Origin of the sequence: Cellulophaga sp. Hel_I_12, from assembly GCF_000799565.1 — a bacterium.
Lineage (GTDB): Bacteria > Bacteroidota > Bacteroidia > Flavobacteriales > Flavobacteriaceae > Cellulophaga.
In genome coordinates this window covers 4009702-4031126 of the sequence record NZ_JUHB01000001.1, presented here as the reverse complement: position 1 = coordinate 4031126, position 21425 = coordinate 4009702, and the positions used below count along the sequence as shown (strand labels likewise).

Annotated in this window: 21 protein-coding genes; 17 read left to right on the top strand and 4 right to left on the bottom strand. The window is 32.5% G+C overall.

What is annotated here, in order from left to right:
* Positions 1–48 precede the first annotated feature (48 nt).
* Positions 49–693, bottom strand: a complete 645-nt coding sequence (locus tag GQ45_RS17440) for a helix-turn-helix domain-containing protein (protein WP_052188336.1) — start codon at positions 691–693, stop codon at positions 49–51.
* A 424-nt stretch (positions 694–1117) separates the two neighbouring features.
* Here GQ45_RS17440 and GQ45_RS17435 point away from each other — a divergent pair, with 424 nt between their 5' ends.
* From GQ45_RS17435 to GQ45_RS17390, 10 genes are all read left to right on the top strand, one after another.
* The gene (locus GQ45_RS17435; RefSeq protein ID WP_156125463.1) at positions 1118–1609 is read left to right on the top strand and encodes a hypothetical protein; all 492 of its coding nucleotides are present in this window, start codon (positions 1118–1120) and stop codon (positions 1607–1609) included.
* A 374-nt stretch (positions 1610–1983) separates the two neighbouring features.
* Entirely contained in the window at positions 1984–2352 is a 369-nt protein-coding gene (locus GQ45_RS17430) for a type II toxin-antitoxin system RelE/ParE family toxin (RefSeq protein ID WP_052188335.1), read from the top strand.
* Between the two features lie 101 nt (positions 2353–2453).
* Positions 2454–2657, top strand: coding sequence for a helix-turn-helix domain-containing protein (locus GQ45_RS17425; RefSeq protein WP_231555217.1), 204 nt, complete (start codon positions 2454–2456; stop codon positions 2655–2657).
* A 234-nt stretch (positions 2658–2891) separates the two neighbouring features.
* The gene (locus GQ45_RS17420; protein ID WP_047419863.1) at positions 2892–3449 is read left to right on the top strand and encodes a hypothetical protein; all 558 of its coding nucleotides are present in this window, start codon (positions 2892–2894) and stop codon (positions 3447–3449) included.
* A 207-nt stretch (positions 3450–3656) separates the two neighbouring features.
* Positions 3657–4208 (top strand): hypothetical protein, encoded by a 552-nt coding sequence (locus GQ45_RS17415; RefSeq protein ID WP_047414092.1) that lies wholly within the window; start codon positions 3657–3659, stop codon positions 4206–4208.
* Between the two features lie 222 nt (positions 4209–4430).
* The gene (locus GQ45_RS17410; protein WP_047419862.1) at positions 4431–4919 is read left to right on the top strand and encodes a hypothetical protein; all 489 of its coding nucleotides are present in this window, start codon (positions 4431–4433) and stop codon (positions 4917–4919) included.
* 303 nt (positions 4920–5222) lie between these two features.
* On the top strand, positions 5223–5852 hold the full coding sequence (locus tag GQ45_RS17405; RefSeq protein WP_047419861.1) for a hypothetical protein: 630 nt from the start codon (positions 5223–5225) through the stop codon (positions 5850–5852).
* Between the two features lie 337 nt (positions 5853–6189).
* Positions 6190–6606, top strand: a complete 417-nt coding sequence (locus GQ45_RS17400) for a DMP19 family protein (protein WP_197056981.1) — start codon at positions 6190–6192, stop codon at positions 6604–6606.
* A gap of 309 nt (positions 6607–6915) precedes the next feature.
* Entirely contained in the window at positions 6916–7545 is a 630-nt protein-coding gene (locus tag GQ45_RS17395; protein WP_047419860.1) for a hypothetical protein, read from the top strand.
* Positions 7546–7772: 227 nt separating this feature from the next.
* The gene (locus GQ45_RS17390) at positions 7773–8255 is read left to right on the top strand and encodes a Crp/Fnr family transcriptional regulator (protein WP_197056980.1); all 483 of its coding nucleotides are present in this window, start codon (positions 7773–7775) and stop codon (positions 8253–8255) included.
* A gap of 83 nt (positions 8256–8338) precedes the next feature.
* Here the strand turns inward: GQ45_RS17390 and istB are convergent, their stop codons facing one another.
* Entirely contained in the window at positions 8339–9070 is a 732-nt protein-coding gene (gene istB / locus GQ45_RS17385; RefSeq protein ID WP_047414086.1) for an IS21-like element helper ATPase IstB, read from the bottom strand.
* A 16-nt stretch (positions 9071–9086) separates the two neighbouring features.
* Positions 9087–10631: an IS21 family transposase gene (istA, locus tag GQ45_RS17380; RefSeq protein ID WP_047414181.1), complete on the bottom strand. Its 1545-nt coding sequence runs from the start codon at positions 10629–10631 to the stop codon at positions 9087–9089.
* 241 nt (positions 10632–10872) lie between these two features.
* Here istA and GQ45_RS17375 point away from each other — a divergent pair, with 241 nt between their 5' ends.
* The 3 genes from GQ45_RS17375 (at position 10873) to GQ45_RS17365 (ending at position 13866) form a co-directional block, all read left to right on the top strand.
* A complete protein-coding gene (locus tag GQ45_RS17375; RefSeq protein WP_081980952.1) occupies positions 10873–11694 on the top strand; it encodes a type II CAAX prenyl endopeptidase Rce1 family protein in 822 nt (273 codons plus the stop codon).
* A 196-nt stretch (positions 11695–11890) separates the two neighbouring features.
* Positions 11891–12592: a hypothetical protein gene (locus GQ45_RS17370; RefSeq protein WP_047419858.1), complete on the top strand. Its 702-nt coding sequence runs from the start codon at positions 11891–11893 to the stop codon at positions 12590–12592.
* A gap of 182 nt (positions 12593–12774) precedes the next feature.
* Positions 12775–13866: a two-component regulator propeller domain-containing protein gene (locus GQ45_RS17365; RefSeq protein WP_047419857.1), complete on the top strand. Its 1092-nt coding sequence runs from the start codon at positions 12775–12777 to the stop codon at positions 13864–13866.
* Positions 13867–14189: 323 nt separating this feature from the next.
* Here the strand turns inward: GQ45_RS17365 and GQ45_RS17360 are convergent, their stop codons facing one another.
* Positions 14190–15140, bottom strand: a complete 951-nt coding sequence (locus GQ45_RS17360) for a hypothetical protein (RefSeq protein ID WP_047419856.1) — start codon at positions 15138–15140, stop codon at positions 14190–14192.
* 578 nt (positions 15141–15718) lie between these two features.
* Here GQ45_RS17360 and GQ45_RS17350 point away from each other — a divergent pair.
* From GQ45_RS17350 to GQ45_RS17335, 4 genes are all read left to right on the top strand, one after another.
* On the top strand, positions 15719–16225 hold the full coding sequence (locus tag GQ45_RS17350; RefSeq protein WP_156125461.1) for a hypothetical protein: 507 nt from the start codon (positions 15719–15721) through the stop codon (positions 16223–16225).
* An 87-nt stretch (positions 16226–16312) separates the two neighbouring features.
* Positions 16313–16999 carry a VTT domain-containing protein gene (locus tag GQ45_RS17345; RefSeq protein ID WP_047419853.1) on the top strand — a complete coding sequence of 229 codons (687 nt, stop codon included), beginning with the start codon at positions 16313–16315 and terminating at the stop codon, positions 16997–16999.
* A 683-nt stretch (positions 17000–17682) separates the two neighbouring features.
* The gene (locus tag GQ45_RS17340) at positions 17683–19860 is read left to right on the top strand and encodes an amino acid permease (RefSeq protein WP_047419852.1); all 2178 of its coding nucleotides are present in this window, start codon (positions 17683–17685) and stop codon (positions 19858–19860) included.
* Between the two features lie 226 nt (positions 19861–20086).
* On the top strand, positions 20087–21337 hold the full coding sequence (locus tag GQ45_RS17335) for a hypothetical protein (RefSeq protein WP_047419851.1): 1251 nt from the start codon (positions 20087–20089) through the stop codon (positions 21335–21337).
* The last annotated feature ends 88 nt before the right edge of the window (positions 21338–21425 follow it).

Sequence of the window (21425 nt, the reverse complement as noted above, 5' to 3'; positions counted from 1 at the left end):
TCTCATTTACTTTCGGTTCGTAACGACTACTTTTAGTAACTGCTGCCCTCAAGTTATCGGCACTAAAGCTTGTGGTACACCGCCATAAAACCAAAGTGCATTTTCTACACAAGCTATAAAGTCTTCTTTCTTTTGGCTCTCACAAGCCTCAACATACGTATATTGGCTACTTCCCAATACACAAACAAAGACTTCTAAATCTTGTATCTCACCTGTGTAACGGTCTACGATGGAAAGCTTCTTACCTGTAAAATCAATAAAAAGTTTATCGCCAGCTTTGTGTGTAAAATGCATCACTGGAGACACTTCTTTAGCCCACTCCCGGTACCAATATCTAAACTGGGAAAGTTTGTAACCATCTGGATGTTTGGAAGCATACTCTTGCCAGAGTAGCTCTTTGGTTACACCCGTTTTGCGCAGTTCTTTGTCGAAATAAGGAAAGTATGTTTCTAGAGTCAATAGTTGTTGGCTCTTACCTTTTTGGTCGGTTTTAAAAAGTCTGTTCAGCTCCTCGAGTGTCATGGAAGACACTTCGTAATTAGTAAGCCCATAGCGCTTAAAAAAGTCAATATATTTAGTGATGGTATTACGTGATAGCCCTGTGATTAGGCTTATTTGACGCTTACTGACTCCTTCACTGTAAAGTTTGAAAATCTGTTTTATTTTTCGCATTTCTATTTGTTTGTTGGCCATAATATCTTTTTATAAAAAGATATTTAAAGCTTTACAAATAGAATCGATTTTTAGTGGTTCACTTTCGTCCGCCGCAAGTGGTTCACTTTCACCCGCTCCACTATGATCACTTTAATCCGCTGTAGGTGGTATACTATGCCCGTTTTTTGCAAGTAATTGATGAAAACAATGTTTTCGTTGAATTTTACGACCTGAATGGAAAACAGATTGAGATAGATGACAAAATTGTGTTTGAAATCGGAATTGACCAATTTAAACTGATAAAATAAAAACGCATAAAACACTACACACAACACCGTATAAAATTAATGGCTAGTCCTCGCATACTTACGAAAATCCTTGCGGATTTTCTATCTAGTAATTATTTGCTAGATTAGGTGATTAAAAACGCCACTAATCTTATACATAAACGTTGTAAAACATTTTGAAAAAAACCATCAACATATTAATTTTAGTTCTGATGATATTGATTTCAGAGAGTTGCGAAAATGTTTCGAAAACGACTTTTGCAAATCGTGATTTATTTATTAATCCTGGAAATTCTCAAAAACTTAGAAAATGTATAATGACTCTTGAAAGAGAGACTGAATTATGGAAATATCATTATGATGATATTGAAGATTCTGAAAGAAACATTGATTTAACTTACGAATTAAAATCTGAGAATTTATCCTTCAGTTTTATGAATTTTGAACCAATTAATAATTCAGAATTTGAAATTTTAGAATTATCAGAATTACCATTTAAAAAGTACGAATTGATTGAACCAATTACCGATGGAACTGGTCCGATTTTATTTAATAAAGAATATGGAATTTTAGCTCTCGGTAATGTTATGGGTCCTAACTTAGTTTGTTTACCTGAAAAAATGGACAAAGAAATGGTAAAAAGAGTTAGTGAAAAGTTATTTGAATAAAAACGTTATGCCGGCTGAATTGACGAAAATTACGCAAAAGGACTTTTAAATGGTTTGTGTAATATAGAAGTGGAATTGTTACGAAAAAAACGTTTTACAACAATACCTATAAGTAATGCGGAGTTTGGTGTTTAATTTAAAGTAAGCGTATATTTACTATGTCCGCAAAATCTTTTCGATTTTGCTCTGGCGAAAAAATATAAATCAAAACAAAAAGCTTTTGCTACGTGCGAAGACGGAAACAAAAAGGTTTCCTTGCCTCCGCACTACTCATAGCTGAAGCGTTATCTTTAATGCTGACCAAAAATATAAAAGTTTCCATATAATTCAACTTTTTTATTTATATTTGTCTTATAAATGGGCACATAAACAGAATGGAGAAAAGATTTGAAGTCGTTTTTCTTGAACAGGCTATTGATTTTATGTCAAAGGTCGACAAGAAAGCAAAAGCGAAGATTTACTATAATCTAGACAAGGCCACATTTGGACTTGACCCGAAATTGTTCAAAAAACTAACGGACGACATTTGGGAGTTTAGAACAAAATATGGAGGACTTCAATACCGACTTTTCGCATTTTGGGACAGGACTGGAAAAACCGAAACGCTTGTGATTTCTACGCATGGAATGGTCAAAAAAACGGACAAGGTTCCTAAAGCTGAAATCGAAAAAAGCAAAGCAGATTCGGGACGGAATATTTCGAGCAATAAAAATAAAGTTATGGCAACAAAGAATAAAAGATGAAAATGATGACCCTTGAACAAATGAAGGACAAGGACATTGGAAAAATCGAACGGCGGATAGGGCAAGTATGAATTCGATTTGCGAATGGAGGTTTTGGCGAAATGATTAAGTCTGTGCGAAAAGAACGGAAATTGACCCAAGAACAACTTGGTGAATTGATTGGAGTTCAAAGTCACAAGATTTCTAAACTGGAGCGAAGCGCAAAAAACGTAACGATTGAAACTATTTTAAAAGTGTTTAACGCACTAAAGGCAAATATAAAGTTCAGTGTACAAATGAATGACTCGGAATTCAAGGTTGCGTAAAAAGCACTAAAGATAACAATGGCTATAGCAAATAGAGCGCTAAGTGCTGAATCTATTGGCTTGGTCTTGTTTACGATGTCCCCCAAATCTTTTGATTTGGGCTTTTAGAGTAGATAAAATAAAAAACAAAATGCAAAAGCTTTGGCTACGCGCTTGGCGGAAAGATAAGTGCTTATCACCTGCCCTACGTGCCATAGCCGCAACGTTGTAAAACATTATAAAAAGAACCAATTCATGGAAATAAGGATTTTTCAAAAAAGATGGAATATATTCTTTGACCGATATGAAATATTGGTTGATAATAATTTAATGTATTATGCTAAGTCCAAGCCGTTCTCATTTTATTCACAAATTGGGTTAGAGGACTTGGACAACTACGAACTATTATCTGTAAAAAGAGAACCGAATTTAACAGATTTCTTAAACTACTCAATCAATTATGGCTTAAGTAACTCAATAGAAATTCGAAGTGAATCAGCAATTTCCTATAACATCCGAATTTCAAAAGGGACTATATATTTTCATGAACAAAAAAGTAATGCAATAGCAATATTCTTAAATGAAAAACACATTGGCATAATTTCAAAAAATCACAAAAAAATACTCGGAGAGGACAAGTATCTTATAAAGTTAGAAAAATATGAAATTGACCCTTTAATTGTAATAGCATTTACTCTTGCGTACGATAATAAATACCATAATGATACAGATTCTGTTGTAACCTATGATTACGATAATATTGTAATAAATCCAGAAAAGGAAATTGACCTCAATTGGGAGCCCAAAGAATAACGTTTTACAACAACACCTAAACGTAATTCGGACTTTAGGGCTAAATAGAAAGGTCTGTGTATATTTATGAAGTCGCTAAATCTTATGGATTTAGCTTTGGAAAAGAAAAAATAAAACTAAACAATAAGCTTTAGCTTCGTGCGCAGACGGAAACGAAAAGTTTCCTTACCACCGCACTACGCTTAGCCGAACCGTTGTAAACAATTTATGAAAACGAGAAACTTAATAGCAATTTCAATAATTATTCTGACTTTAAGTTGTAAAGAGAGTAAGAAACAACCCGTTTCTGAAACTAACAAAAAAAGTGAAATTCTATTAATAGAAAATGAAGACCAAACTGTTTATCGAAAAATAACGGAGTTGGATAAATACAAAGGATTTACTGAAATTGTTGGAATGGTTTTGGACGGTACTGACAAAGCACTTTCATACCTCCAGAAAGATAGCATACAAGTACTGGTTTTGGAACAGATTATTAGAGATAATCCTTCGAAAGTGAATTTTAAAATATTAGACGAAGTTCAATTGATTGCAGACAAATCAAAACTGTTCTCTGAACCGACTGATTGTAAGATGGCCGACAAATCTAACGAAAAATTCATATTCGGAATAGCAAAAAATCAAGACAAAGAATATTTTGACAAAAACCATATCTTAAAAGTGTGGAAAATAGATTTAACGAAAAACAAATTCATTGAAATAGAATCTGAAAAAGTTAAATGTTTTAACCATTGGTTCGGATATGATGAAGAAATATAAAAAAACTGTTTACAACAACGTATATAAAACATAGCTATTATAGGCTTTTCGAGAGGTTTTTGTGTATTTTCGAAGATCGCCAAATTTTTAAATTTGGCTTTTTGAGAAATTAAGATAAAAAGAAAATTTAAAAATCTGGCTTGTGTATAATCCGAAACTTCTGTGTCTTTTTGCACGCTACGTTTCATATACAAACCGTTACCTACAATTTCAAATAACACTGTGAACGACCAAACAAAAGTATATAACCTTAACAATTCGGCTAACAGCATTATTGAAATAATTAATTCAGAAATAGGACGGAACAATATTGCAGGAGGATTTTCTGACGACGGAGGAATAGAACTCTATGGAAATTTATCATTTTTCGCTTTTACTCCAAATTTAGGGCCGTTAGTGAAACTTATTGCAAATGCGGTAAATACAAATGAAAATGGAACCGAATGCAAACTAACTCTAAAAAGGATTAACGGAATTACTTATAAGATGCAATTTTGGTTTGGAATATTTTTTGTCGGACTGACTTTAACAATTGCTGTATATCAATTAGCTATGAACGGATTTAGCAAAGTCGAGTTTTTAATTATGCCGACTTTCGGACTGATTTACTCATTAATAATCGAATTAATCGCGCGATTTAAAATATCATCACTGATTAAAAAGGTGCAAAAATTAATACTGACCGATAAGATTACGCATAAAAAACTGTAGGTAACAATACCTATAAGTAATGCGGAGTTTGGTGTTTAATTTAAAGTAAGCGTATATTTACTATGTCCGCAAAATCTTTTGGATTTTGCTCTGGCGAAAAAATATAAATCAAAACAAAAAGCTTTTGCTACGTGCGAAGACGGAAACAAAAAGGTTTCCTTGCCTCCGCACTACTCATAGCTTAAACGTTGTAAAACATTTAGCTCAATCAAAAAGCAGTTTTACTAAACAAAAAAGGTTATTCACTAAATGTGAATTGTTTTCTAGAAATAGTAATTTAATATTTGATTTAAATTAATAACTATGAAAAAAATATTTATAACTCTGATTTTAGCTTTGATTTGTACTATTTCGAAAGCAACCGAAAAAGAAATAATAGCCGAAGTAACTTTTGAGAACTTAACGAATAAGGAATTTACTTCAGGAGAATTTACAATCATTAATTCAAATCACAAAATCGAAGTCAATAACGCTGAGAGTTTTAAAATCACTTTACCGGAAAAAGGTAAATATCTATTCAGCTTCGTTTCAGATGACTTTACTGCTTACACTTTCTATCCTGCACGTATAAGTAATAGAAAAAATACAATTACTATTCGGCTAATGGAAAAAACTGAATTAAGTTATAGTAGTGGAATTTACTCTTTCCCTATGAATTTGGACACAAATTTGACCGAAGAACAAATAAAAATACGGATTTCGGACGGAACGCTAAATTTTATAATACATGGCATCGACGGTTCAATTCCAGAAGAATATTTGGCATTTAAGGAAAAATATGGAATTGGACTTATAAAAGAGAATTGCGTGATTGACCCTTTATCATTTAAAAAAGTAACAGAAAACAATCAAATGATTTTCGATTATTTAAATAAGAAATATGGAACGGAATGGTTAACGGAATTAAAAGCTAAACCATTCGGAATAAAATAAAAACGTTTTACAACAATAGCTATAAGTAATGCGGAGTTTGGTGATTAATTCAATGGTTTGTGTATATTTAAAGTATCCGCAAAATCTTTAGGATTTTGCTCTGATGAAAAAAAATAAAACAAAACAAAAAGCTTTTGCTACGTGCGTAGACGGAAACAAAAAGGTTTCCTTGCCTCCGCACTACTCATAGCTGAAGCGTTGTAACACATTAAAGAAAAATTCTGCTAGGAATAAAATTTTACTATTCTTAACAGTAATATTTTTTACAAATTGTAATTCGCAAATGGAATTTAATCTTGACAAAACACTAAAAATAGAAAGACGAGATATGATTGTTATGGAAATTGACACATATCTGAATGAAAAATCTGAATACGGAGAAAAGATTGAGAAACTGAATTCTTCACAACGAACTTTTCTTTTTGTAGAGAATTTAGAACGTGAAATAAATAATGGAGGATTTAACCAATTCTATTTTAATTCCAGTGGAGATTTTAGCCAAGAAACTCTAAATGCACTTTTGGAAATCGGAGCAGAAAAAACAGCAAAAATTGTTGAGAACGCAAATTCTGAATTTGATAATGGAAATGTGCCAAAAGATAGAACTGAGAGACAGAATAAACTGGAATTAATAGAAGAAAAAGCGGAAGAAAATTGGGAGAAATGCGATACGGAATTTTACGAATATCAAGATGATTTGACCGATTTACTTATTTCATATGTGCTAAAAAACAAAGCTGATTTCGAAAAATAACGTGTTACAACAATACCTATAAGTAATGCGGAGTTTGGTGTTTAATTTAAAGTAAGCGTATATTTACTATGTCCGCAAAATCTTTTGGATTTTGCTCTGGCGAAAAAATATAAATCAAAACAAAAAGCTTTTGCTACGTGCGAAGACGGAAACAAAAAGGTTTCCTTGCCTCCGCACTACTCATAGCTGAAGCGTTGTAAAACATTTGGCTCAATCAAAAAGCAGTTTTACTAAACGAAAAAGGTTATTCACTAATTATGAATTGTTTTATAGAAATAGTAATTTAATATTTGATTTAAATTAATAACTATGAAAAAAATATTTATAACTCTGATTTTAGCTTTGATTTGTACTATTTCGAAAGCAACCGAAAAAGAAATAATAGCCGAAGTAACTTTTGAGAACTTAACGAATAAGAAATTTACTTCAGGAGAATTTACAATCATTAATTCAAATCACAAAATCGAAGTCAATAACGCTGAGAGTTTTAAAATCACTTTACCGGAAAAAGGTAAATATCTATTCAGCTTCGTTTCAGATGACTTTACTGCTTACACTTTCTATCCTGCACGTATAAGTAATAGAAAAAATACAATTACTATTCGGCTAATGGAAAAAACTGAATTAAGTTATAGTAGTGGAATTTACTCTTTCCCTATGAATTTGGACACAAATTTGACCGAAGAACAAATAAAAATACGGATTTCGGACGGAACGCTAAATTTTATAATACATGGCATCGACGGTTCAATTCCAGAAGAATATTTGGCATTTAAGGAAAAATATGGAATTGGACTTATAAAAGAGAATTGCGTGATTGACCCTTTATCATTTAAAAAAGTAACAGAAAACAATCAAATGATTTTCGATTATTTAAATAAGAAATATGGAACGGAATGGTTAACGGAATTAAAAGCTAAACCATTCGGAATAAAATAAAAACGTTTTACAACAATAGCTATAAGTAATGCGGAGTTTGGTGATTAATTCAATGGTTTGTGTATATTTAAAGTATCCGCAAAATCTTTAGGATTTTGCTCTGATGAAAAAAAATAAAACAAAACAAAAAGCTTTTGCTACGTGCGTAGACGGAAACAAAAAGGTTTCCTTGCCTCCGCACTACTCATAGCTGAAGCGTTGTGTGCAACCTAAGAAAAAGACGTAAAATGGAACTTGACAGAAGAATATTATCTTTTTTAAAACCTGATTTGGTTGAAAAAATCCTGCAAGAATCTACCATTAAGGAATTTTCAAAAGGAACTGAAATTTTAAGGGAACAGCAGTATGTCAAAGTTTTACCCATTGTTATTAATGGTCTGATAAAAGTATATTCTAGATTTGAAGAGAAAGAATTGTTACTTTATTATATCGAATCAGCTCAAAGCTGTGTTATGACATTCTACGCTGCATTAAAAAACACTCCAAGTAAGGTATTCGCTATAACAGAAGAAGACTCAAAAGTACTCTTAATACCTGTTCAGTTATTACCAAATTGGCTGAAAGAATATCCCGACTTCAACGAACTTTTTTATAATCAATTTAATCTTCGTTACACAGAACTTTTAGATACAATCGGTCATTTATTATTGGATAGAATGGATAAAAGACTTTATGACCATTTAAAAAAGAAATTAGAATTGACTGGATAGGGCGGTCAAATTGAACCACTTGCGGCGGATGAAAGTGAGCATAGCAAAGTAAGTGCTCAAAATCGATTCATTTGTGGTTAAATTTAGTCTTTATTTTTCATTTTTTTACGCATCGATTCTCCTTTAATATGTATTCTGTGTGCATTATGTACAAGGCGGTCTAAAATGGCATCTGCGATGGTTTGTTCTCCTATAATTTCATGCCATGCTTCTACTGGTAATTGTGAAGCTATAATAATACTGTGTTCTCCGTGTCTATCTTCAATAATTTCCATAAAAGAGTGCCTATTTATAGCATCTAAAGCTTTGAGTCCAAAGTCATCTATAATCAGTAGGTCTTGTTTTTCTAGTTTATTGATTTGTTTTAAATAAGAGCCATCTGCTTTTGATGTTTTAAGCATGGTAAAAAGTTTATTCGTGTTATAATACATGACTTTATATCCCAATGAACACGCCTGATGACCAATAGCTGATGCTATATAGCTTTTTCCAGCACCTGTACTTCCTGTGATAAGGATATTCTGTTTTTGCTTTATAAACTCACAGCTAGCAAAGCGTTGTATTTGATTTTTATCTAGCTGTCTTGAAGCATCAAAATCGATAGCTTCCATAACAGCACTATATCTAAAACGTGCCGCTTTTGTTAACCGTTCTATCTTTCTGTTTTGGCGGTCATCCCATTCGCTTTGGAGCAGATATGCGATGAGTTCATCATTTGTGTAGTTTATACTTTGTGGTGATAAACTGCTGTCAAAGGCTCTGTACATGCCGTATAGCCTTAGTTGTTTCATGTGTTCTAATGTCTGTTTATTCATTGTTTTTGGTTTAAATTTATTTGTAATAATGGCTCCCTCTAATATTGCTATGGTTTGGGATATCTGGTTGATCTTCGATATCTTCATCTAAAGTGTCCCAGCCGTTTTTAAGGATACGCTCTACAATATTGTAGTTATGCGCTCCATAGTCTAATGCTCGCTTACAGGCATTATCTAGCCGTGTATTGCCTACCTTTTTAGTAAGGTGCAATATGCCTAAACACGATTTGTAGGATTGCTCAGGGTGTTGTTTCTTTTCTAATATGTTAATGATTAACACCTTACAATTATTACCAACTTGCTCTGCCCAGGTAATGAATTTTTCACTGCTCCACTCGCTGATAAAGCGGTGATGGGAAGGCATGTGTTCCTTTATCGTGCTATACCCATATTTTTGCTTGTTTCTTGGATGTACCGTAAGCAGTTCCTGCTGGTAGTAAATCTCTACTGCGCTATCTGAGTAAACCATTTTGATACGCTTGCCTATATGCTGATAGGGCAGACTATAATAGTGTTTGTCCTTACTAAAATAAATATGGCTGTTTTTATGAACCGTTGCATTAGCGTAGCGTTTAATCTCATAGCGTTTTGCTGGCAATGGTCTGAGCTGATGCTTTTCAATCTCTTCAAATAACGAATAGCGAGAATATTCACGCCCCCTAAAAGAGGTGCTGTTATGGGTTTTAAGAAGTTCTAATATAGCCTTATTCAGTGCAGCTTTAGTATGGATCGTTTGGTTACGCAATGGCGCAAAGACACGTGTATATATGATACGTACAGCATTTTCGACGATGGCTTTATCTCTAGGTCTGTAGGCTCTAGTTGGAAGTACTGCCGTTTCATAATGCTCAGCAAAATCTATAAAAGTCTCATTTACTTTCGGTTCGTAACGACTACTTTTAGTAACTGCTGCCCTCAAGTTATCGGGCACTAAAGCTTGTGGTACACCGCCATAAAACCAAAGTGCATTTTCTACACAAGCTATAAAGTCTTCTTTCTTTTGGCTCTCACAAGCCTCAACATACGTATATTGGCTACTTCCCAATACACAAACAAAGACTTCTAAATCTTGTATCTCACCTGTGTAACGGTCTACGATGGAAAGCTTCTTACCTGTAAAATCAATAAAAAGTTTATCGCCAGCTTTGTGTGTAAAATGCATCACTGGAGACACTTCTTTAGCCCACTCCCGGTACCAATATCTAAACTGGGAAAGTTTGTAACCATCTGGATGTTTGGAAGCATACTCTTGCCAGAGTAGCTCTTTGGTTACACCCGTTTTGCGCAGTTCTTTGTCGAAATAAGGAAAGTATGTTTCTAGAGTCAATAGTTGTTGGCTCTTACCTTTTTGGTCGGTTTTAAAAAGTCTGTTCAGCTCCTCGAGTGTCATGGAAGACACTTCGTAATTAGTAAGCCCATAGCGCTTAAAAAAGTCAATATATTTAGTGATGGTATTACGTGATAGCCCTGTGATTAGGCTTATTTGACGCTTACTGACTCCTTCACTGTAAAGTTTGAAAATCTGTTTTATTTTTCGCATTTCTATTTGTTTGTTGGCCATAATATCTTTTTATAAAAAGATATTTAAAGCTTTACAAATAGAATCGATTTTTAGTGGTTCACTTTCGTCCGCCGCAAGTGGTTCACTTTCACCCGCTCCACTATGATCACTTTAATCCGCTGTAGGTGGTATACTATGCCCGTTTTTTGCACTATAAAACACCGAATATGGTATATTTAAAAACAGCGTAAAATCAATTTTAACCTGTAGCCATATTTCAGGACAAGACATTTCAAAAAAAATGAATAGGAAAAAATTATTTGTGTTTTTAATACTGACCTTTTTGTGGTCTTGGATACTTTGGATTATCGGATTAAACTACCTTTCAGATGGAATTAATCAAGAGTCAATCGGTAAATTTTTAGTTTTCTTTTTTGTTGGGGTATATGGACCAACAATTTCCGCAATAATTACAACTCTATTTTTTGATGGACTTATAGGAGTATTTGAATTAATCAAGAAACTCTTTATATGGAAAGTTCCTTTAAAATATTATGTATACCTAATTCTTTTACCTCTAATATTTGTCATTATTGGCATTGCACTTTACAGCCAGTTTATTGGGGAGATTGGAGGTTTTGATAAAATGGCATATCTATCGATACCAACAATATTATTAGCGGGATTGTATGCTGGACCTTTGGGAGAAGAGCTTGGATGGAGAGGTTTTTTATTGTCTGAGTTTCAAAAAAAATATTCAAACTTAAAAAGTGCAATCATTATTGGATTTATATGGTTTATTTGGCATATCCCACTATGGTGGGCACCATTCGGGACCTTGGTTAGTGGAGAACCAATATCTTTAATTCCTGTTATTACATATTTTACTATGCTAATCTGCCTATCCATAATAATTACTTGGTTAGTAATTAATTCAAAAGGAAGTGTTCTTATTGCAATTTTATTTCACTTGTCAATTAATGCAGGAATCGCATTGCTGTTTTACCCTGAATTGAATTTGGATTTCAAAAAAGTACATTTATTGTCAAGTATTGGAATGCTAATATTTACTGGGTTCCTAATAGTAAAGAATAAATTAAAAACAAGTGCCAACATCGTATAAAATTAATTGCCAGTTCAAGCTTGCTTAATTAGGAACTTAAAATAGGCAACAAACCATATACAAGACCGTTCTGCTTCACTATAAAAAACCACTAACCAATGATTAAATTTTTTAGAGGGCTGAACGGGAATCAAAGGTCTAGTAGACCTTTGATAGTGAAGAGCCAGCTGTAGCGAGGGCGTAAAAAAACGATATTATGATTAAATTCTTTAGAAAAATTCGCCAACAACTACTAACTGAAAATAAGTTTGGTAAATATTTAGTATATGCAATTGGAGAAATAATTCTTGTAATTATTGGAATTCTTATTGCTTTGGCAATTAACGACCAATCGAAAAAAAGAGACAATAATAAATTACTAGACTCATACATTATTCAGCTAAATGCCGAAGTAGATAGTAATCTAAAAAAATTAAATGACAACAAAGATGAGACAACACAAATACTTACAGAATTGGATACGCTAATTAAAATATTAGTAAATAAAGAATACGATAACCCAAAGTTACTTTCAAAATCAATATTCATTATTTCAAACACGAAATTTAATCCATTAACGGTTACCTATGAAAACTTAATATTTTCTGGTGACTTAAAACTTTTTGAAGATTTAAACTTACGTAATTCTATCTCTGAAACATATGCTTCATTTAAGGATATAAAAATTTCCGAAGATATTGACGAAAAGCTAATAAATATATACTCTCAAGATTATTTAATGTCAAATGCACGATTTATAAATATGACCCAATCTTTAGATAATTTTGGAAAAGATGCATATTTTGAAAATACAGTTATAGCTCGAATGACAACTTTAAGTCAAAATAGAAATGCTTATGAAAATTCAATCGAATCTTTAAAGAAACTAAAAAATACGTTTTCCGAATTGCAAAAATAAAAATAACGAAAGCACAATAGCGTATAAAATAAATTGCTGGTCCAAACCTACTTTCGAAAATCTCTGCGGATTTTCAGTTTGGTTTTTACTTGCAAAATTAATCGCTAAACCGCGCAACTACTCATAGCCGAACCATTAGCAGCAACCCTGGCAAAACCCAGTAAACATAAAACAGACCGACAATGAAATTAAAACTGCTTTTATACTTAATCATATTAACTTTTTTATCCTCGTGCAACGGACAGAATAATTCGAAAGTCAATAGCAAAAAAGAGAATACGAGCATCATTGATATTACAAAAGTTGAAACTGTTAAGGAACTTGGAGAAAATATAATGCTTGTATATCAAGATAAAAAAAACAATCATTGGTTTGGAAGTTCGGAAGATGGAATATACAAGTATGACGGTAAAAAAATTCTTCATATCACAACTAAAAACGGCTTGCCCAATAACGGAATTGGTGAAATTAAAGAAGACCATTTAGGAAATATTTACTTTAATACAAGTAGTGGCATTATTAAATCTGACGGTGAAAATTTCCATTTATTAAAAGTAGATGATTTGAAAAGCAATTGGAAATTGGAACCAAATGATTTGTGGTTTAAAGATGGTTGGGATTCAGGATATGTTTATAGATACGATGGAAGTTATTTATACAAACTAAAGCTACCAAAGACAAAACTTGGAGAAGACCATATTTTAAACAACCCAAACTATCCAAACCCATATACAGTATATAGCATTTACAAAGACAGTAAAGGAAATGTCTGGTTTGGCACAGGAGCATTAGGAGCGTTCCGATACAATGGAAAATCATTTGACTGGATTTTAGAAAAAGACGTTGTGGAAATTTTTAACGAACCTACAGAAGTTTCTAATGGAGTGCGGTCAATTGTTGAAGATGAAAATGGCGACTTTTGGTTCAATACCGAATATCGTTATAGTGTTTATGACAGCGCAACATTAAAAAGCAATAAATTTTACACAAGACATGAAAGCATAGGTGGTTTAGATGGGAAAAATGAGAGCGATTTGAACGAGTATCTATCAACAGTAAGAGACGAAAATAATAACTTGTGGTTTGTAACCTACCGTAATGGCGTATGGAAATATGATGGAACGAAAATTACTCATTATGCTGTTCAAGATAATTCAAAAGACATTACTTTGTTCAGCATTTACAAAGACAACAATGGCGACCTTTGGCTTGGGACCCACAAAAATGGAGCATATAAATTCAATGGTATAACATTTGAAAAATTTGTAAAATGAAGAATGAAAAAAGAGCTACAGCTAACAATGTTTATGGCAAATAGGGTAAAAAGTGCTAAATGTAAAGGCCTGGGCAAATTTGCAAAGTGAGCAAAATCTTAAAGATTTTGCCCTGATAAAAAAATAGAAAAAATAACTAGCAACAAGCTTAGAAACTAATTTAGTGTAGACACTAATCTTTATCTTGTGCAAACGATCTGCGTTAACGAACAGCTAACAGAATTCAAAAAATCCGATCGTAAAAAACCAGTATTTACAAAGAACAGCATCGGTGAGTCTCCGAAAAAAATTCACTTTAATTTAAATAGTTTTGTAGGGAACGATTATTTTAAATACTGAATCAAAAATGCAATCACTAAACTCACGACAAGACCAATATTTACTTTACCTAAATCTTTGGCAATGATGATGTAGGTGTATTTTATTTTATTTTTATTCAATAGGTAAGTGATCGCTAATTCTCTTCCCGCTAAAATTCCAATAAAGACCCAAGTAGTGCTCATAGGAATCGAATTGAGGTTACCAAAAACATAAAGGAAGGTACCATAGATTAAGTCAATAAAGGTGGCAGAACGAATATTCTTCGTATTCGATTTTTTATTAACTATTTCCTGAATCCTTCCGCCGCGTTTTCTGAATATGTAGGCCATAATCAAAACAATACAGGACAAAGAGATTATGAGCTGTTCTATGGAGAGCTTTCGTGGAAGAAAAACAAAAATATTCGCAAAATCTTGAATCAGCCATTGAGACCATAAAAATCCAGTAGAAAACCATTGCGCTACTAACCAATAATGCTTATTTTTATCTTTATCATGCTTGTCCAAAGATAAACTAGATTCAAATTTTCTCGAAATTGCAACATAGACCACTACTGCAAAAACAAAAGAAATCGCATAGCCATAGACCGATTTTAATACCATTTTTTCTATTACCATACCCGACGAAAAAACACTTAAAATCATAAACGTAGTACTTACAGGAATTCCGAATCGTGTAATGGCCAATAGGGCGATTGGCGCTAAAAGATACCACCATTCTAATTTCTCGGGAAATGGGATAGCACTCAATCTCCCATAAGACACATCGCCATCATTAACATACCATCCATAAACAAGTGTAATCGATAAAATACTAATAGCAAATAGCCAAAGCCACCACCATTTTACTTTAAAATTTGAAGAAATAAAAGTGCCAAGTGTTTGAATAACATCGTTAGCTATTACGGAGTAAGCCGCAATAATAAAGCCAATATAACCAATGACCAGTTCCATAAAGAAGATAATATGCGAGGACAAATGTAACGGTATTTCGATCTAAAAAAATAAACCCATATTAAGATATTGTTAATTTATTTTATGAATATTTTAACATGTAATTGACGTAAATTTGCAACTTAATTTAGAGAAAATGCTTGGTTTAAAGTGTTTTATTTGTAGCCTTTTTTTAGGGCTTTTTTTCTTATCTCCACCACATGTTGATGAAGTTGCTCTAAATTTTGAGAGCCGATCAGAACTTATTACGCTAAATAACAACATCAATGATCAGGCCTTACTAATAGATAATCTTTTAGATACTCATCGTCCAAATTGGTCTTTTAAAACCATAAAAATACCTTACCCTTTTTTAAAGTATCAGAAGCAACTACCCATAGCGGACACATACGATTACAAACTTTTATATATAAAGATTGTAAAAACCATTTCCGTCAAACTCACGTCAAGGACGCTCATCTTTCCATTTCATTTATTTACTTAAAAAACTTCCTCTTTTTTTATTTTAAATCTGTGCTCTATTGTTGAGCCCACAGATACACTATTATTATTTTAAATCTAACATAAAACATAATACAATGAAAATTTCAATGTCTGTGATGATCATATTCACTACCCTATTCTGCATAATACCCTTTGCTTGGTTCATACTACTTGGAAAAATGAACACCAGAAAAAAAGAAAAACAATTTAAGGATGCCATAAAAGACAACCACTTGTTGATTAATATCAAAGAACAATGGAATAATAATTTCATTGCCATTGACGCATCCAAAAACATATTAATGTTTATAAAACTAAGTAACAATGAAGCCTCTATTTTGAAAATCGACCTTAACCAGATCAAAAGCTGTCAAATTAATAGGCAAACAAAAGATTTTAAAAAGGAAAACAAAATGGAAACTGAATTACAATCCTTAGATTTAGAATTTGCATTTTTAACAAAAGAAGAAATTGTTAGGCTTAATTTTTATGATATCAAAGACGACTTTTCTGAAGAGTTTGAAATGAAACGTATTGAAAAATGGCAGGCTTTAATTCAACAAAGCAAACTGAACGTACGATTAATTAAACCTGCTGCTTAATGCATTCGAACCCATTATATATTTAAGGTCGTAAGAACAAGCCTTAAGTAAAACTACTATTTTAAACACAGCCTAACTTTGGAAATTATGAATATTTTCTTAGATTTTATCCTAAATCTTGACCAACACCTCTTTGCATTGGTTTTAGATTATGGCATTTGGATTTATATTATTCTGTTTTTAATAGTATTTATGGAAACAGGATTGGTGCTTATGGCCTTTTTACCAGGAGATATTTTGTTGTTTACAGCAGGTACTTTTTGTGCCGGCGTTCAAAATGATGTGGGGCAAACAGCCGAATTAAATCTGCTTATTGTTCTTTTTCTATTAACGCTAGCAGCAATTCTTGGAGACAATCTCAATTATTATATTGGTAAAAATCTTGGACTTAAACTACTAAACTGTAAAATAAAAGATAAGCCCTTGATTAATCCTACATATACTATAAAGACCAACGAATTCTATGCACGCCATGGTTCAAAAACCATTATTATCGCTCGGTTCTTACCTGTCATTAGAACTTTTGCCCCCTTTGTAGCAGGAATTGGAACAATGACTTATTCGAAATTTGTACGTTTTAATGTGATTGGGGCATTTGTATGGGTTTTTAGTTTGGTGTTTCTTGGTTACTTTTTCGGAAACCTACCCTTCGTAAAACAAAATTTTGAAACTGTCATCTTTGGAATTATCGTCTTGTCTTTAGTTCCAATCTTACTAGAAATTTATAGGAACAAACCTAAAAAAACAGATATCAAAAAGTTCTATAAAACATAGCTTACATCACAATTCGTTGCCCATAAGCTTAAAAACAATACAGAAGTAAATAAAAACTAAGACAGCTTGGGTTCATCTAATATCTTACATAGCAACACTACTGTTTATAGATTTTTACTATTACATAATAAAGCCATGACACTTTGGTAACGAGAACAATTTTTTTCAACTAGTTTCTTTTGTTCGCAACAACTTGAAAAGAAGGACTATAACCTCACAGCACTGAACGCGATACTAGTTATAAAAAAGGGGAGAGAATGGGTCAATGTTGTGACGTCAAAAGCTTCACGATATATGCTATCCATATACTCCTCTTTTGTATTTTCTGATTAATACTTAAACTTAACTGATTTAGAAATCGGACTTTTGAATGTTGGGTTCAGAATTGTGAGTATATCGCTAAATAGACAAGCATTGACAATCAGAACTCAAAAAACCTAGGCACAACAATGGCAATAACAAATAGGGCAAAAAGTGCTAAATGTGAAAGCTTTGGCATATTTGCAAAGTCCGCAAAGTCTTAAAGATTTTATTCTGATTAAAAAAAATTTAAAAAACAACAAACAATAAGGTAAAAAACTAATTTAGTGTAGACATTAATCTTTAACTTGTATAAAATATCTGCCTTAACGAACAGCAAAAACTACGCATGAAAATTCAATATTAATAAAAAAGTTTGAAACATGATAAAAAAGACCTTTGGAACGTTTGCTGGAGTTTTTACCCCAACTACTTTAACAATACTTGGGGTAATCATGTACATTCGTCAACCATGGGTTGTTGGAAATGCTGGTATTGTAGGAGCATTAGGAATTTTACTAATTTCGGTAGCCATTACGTTTACAACAGCTTTAAGTTTATCTTCAATAACTACTAATGTACGTATAGGTACTGGTGGTGCTTTTAGTATTATCTCAAAATCTTTGGGTTTGGAAATTGGTGGTGCTATTGGTATTCCTTTTTACATAGCACAAGCTTTAGCAGTAGCCATGTACGTTTTTGGGTTCCGAGAAGGATTGGTCTCCATAGTACCTTACTTTAATCCAATACTACTTGATATTATTATTTTTTCAGTTGTAATGGCTATTGCTTTTATAAGCACAAGTTTTGCTTTTAAAATTCAATATGTCATCCTTGGTATTATTGTACTCTCGTTAATCTCTATTTATGGAGCACTCTTTATCAATGATTTAAACTATGACTTCGAATTATTCGGTAAATATCCTGGATCAATAGAAAATAATTTTAGTGGTACATCATTTTGGGTTGTATTTGCTGTGTTTTTTCCAGCTGTGACTGGTGTAATGGCAGGTGCTAATATGTCTGGTGACCTCACGAGTCCACGAAAAAGCATTCCTAAAGGAACTATTTCAGCAGTAATTTTAACAACTATTATTTATATAAGTTTAATATTTGTGGCTTCCCTTTTAGCAACTCCAAATGAAATGGCATCAAACTATAATTTGTTTATAGATAAAGCGGTTTATAGTCCTATTGTACTGGCCGGTTTATTGGGAGCAACATTATCTTCTGCATTAGGATCATTTATAGGTGCTCCACGAATTATGCTTGCCCTAGCTGAAAAGGGAATATTACCTAAAAGCAAGGAGCTTGCAAAAACATCAAAAAAAGGAGAGCCAGTCAATTCTATGTTAATAACTGCTGTTATTGTATTTATAGGAATTTCATTACGTGATTTAAACACCATTGCCCCAATTCTTACTATGTTTTTCATGATCACCTATGCCATGGTTAATATTGTAGTCCTTGTTGAGCAATCATTGAGTTTACCAAGTTATAGACCTACTTTAAAAGTCCCATTAATTATACCAGCTTTGGGTGCCTTTGGTTCTATCGCCATCATGTTTGTTATTAATGTCATTGTCGCCTTAACATCTCTAATTTTAATATTTTTATTTTACTTCTATCTGGTTAATTTAAAATTAAAATCAGAAGTTGGTGATTCGCGTAGTGGTCTTTTTACTGCTCTTGCTGAATGGGCTACCAAAAAATCTAGTAATCTGAGCCCTCAAAAAGAAATTAGATCATGGCGTCCTGATCTTCTAATACCAATGACCATGCCGAAGGAAATTAGAAGCTCTTACAAGCTAATTCATTCAATTATCAGTCCGAATGGTTCCATTAAAATTTTATCCTTATTTAATGATAACCCAGAAGAACAGAAAAATATTGAGTTGTTTTTGATAAATGCTTCACAAAAATATAAAGAAAATGGCATCTCAGTTTCTTATGCATTTGTAGAAAACAGAGAACTGAATACAACTATCAATATTAGTATGCAATCTTTGAACGCAGCCTTTTTTAAACCAAATACTATATTTGTTAGTGTTGACACTGGAAATGTTAATTTAGAATTTTATGATAAATTAATCGCTGATGTTAAAAAAAACAATTTTGGAATGATAATTTATATTCCATTTTCTACGGCAAGTTTGGCCATAGAAAAAACCATAAATCTTTGGTTAACAGATGTCCCCTTTAATTGGAAAGAAACTTTCAATCTTGGAAATAATGATTTATCAACACTTTTATCTCTACTAATTTGTAAGAATTGGAAAGGTGAAATTAACGCACTCATTGTTAACAAAAATCCAGATTCAAAATTTTCAGAAACTGATATTGAAGACATAAAAACTATGGTTCGATTTCCCAATAAAACCAGCATTTCAGTGAAACAAGGAGATCTTTTGAATAATGTTAAAAAATATCGAAATGCAGACATTAATATATTTAGTGTTGATGCTGATATGTCAACGGCTGATATGATTTATTTGGTCAACGAATCGAGAATATCTGGAATTTTCTGTGTAGATTCAAATATGGAGAATGTTCTAGTATAGATTCTACCTGTTTATAAACATTATTAAAAAGCATTGAGAAATGCCAGTACAAAAGAACCTATGTAATTAATTGCCGACACGCGCAACGAAACCACACGAGAACATGATGCAACACCGTTGACCTTTTCCACAAAAATTGAGAAATTTTGAAACTTTACAATAGCTAAATTGAAGAAATTTTAATGTAAATGTGTAACTAATCTTTATGTTTAAGCACTAGTATTATATGGAACTACTAACACAAGAGTATAAAGAACACTGGAATACCTCAAGTAAAGTAGTATTTAGAGTACTGTTTCTTTACTTTGTGCTTTATGTACTATTAGCAATTTTTAGTCCCTTATTTGAAACCCCTTACCGATGGATAGGCCAAGTTATTTTTAAAATAAATTATGCATACGAAGTAAGCGGTAATGGCAGCGGCGATCATACTTTTGCGTACCTAACTTTATTTGTGAATGTGGTTTTAACCTTTGTACTATTTGTTTTCTGGCACATTCTAGACAAAAAACGCAAAAGCTACAATCAACTACGCTACTGGTTTTTAGTATTTCTTCGTATTGTTATTGCTTCTGCCATGCTTCTTTACGGGTTTGTAAAAGTTTTTAAACTTCAATTTCCATCAGCTTCCTTGACACATCTGCTAGACCCTTTAGCTGATTTTTCGCCCATGGGTTTAGCTTGGACCTATATGGGGTTTTCAAAAGGATTTAACGTATTTGTAGGTTTATTAGAAGTGCTCGGTGGTGTACTCTTAATTCCGAGGCGAACACAAACTCTTGGCTCACTTATCGTTATTGGTGTCATGACCCAAGTAGCAGTTATGAATTTCTGTTACGATATTCCTGTCAAATTATTTTCAGTTCATTTAGTACTCATGGCTTCAGTAATTTTTATCACTGACAACCGATTTTTAAATGTATTCATCAAAAATAAAGCGGTAGAAAAATACAAGTATTATCATCCTATTAAAAATACCAAATACCATAAAGTTATTTTTTGGGTTAAATCTATTGGCTTACTGCTTCTTATTAGTTTCATCTCTTTCAATTTTTATACAACAGAAAGTCATCGCAATGAAAACAGAAAAAAACCAGAACTTTATGGTATTTGGGAGGCTATTCATTTTATCAAAAATGGAGACACCCTTCAACCTTTAATTACTGATAATTTTAGATGGCGTTACCTCATTGTTGATTTAAAAGATGAAGCAACTGTTAAAACAATGGATGATGCTAAACATCAATATTATTTTATAACAGATTCAACTTCACAAAAGATAAAGTTGCATCAGCAAAGATCCGAATCTGAAGATTATAATTTCAACTATAAAAAACCAAATTCAGAATTCCTTGAACTCGATGGAATTATGGAATCTGATACCCTACAGATCATATTTTCGAGAAAAGACCACGAAAAATTTAATTTGTACTCCCGTGGTTTTAATTGGATTAATGAACGTCCTTACAATAGATAAGTAGGCATAGGAACACTATTGAGCGCCTAACATAAAGTAAACGAATTAAAAATCTTATCTTACTTATATTGACTATCAAAACCTTGAT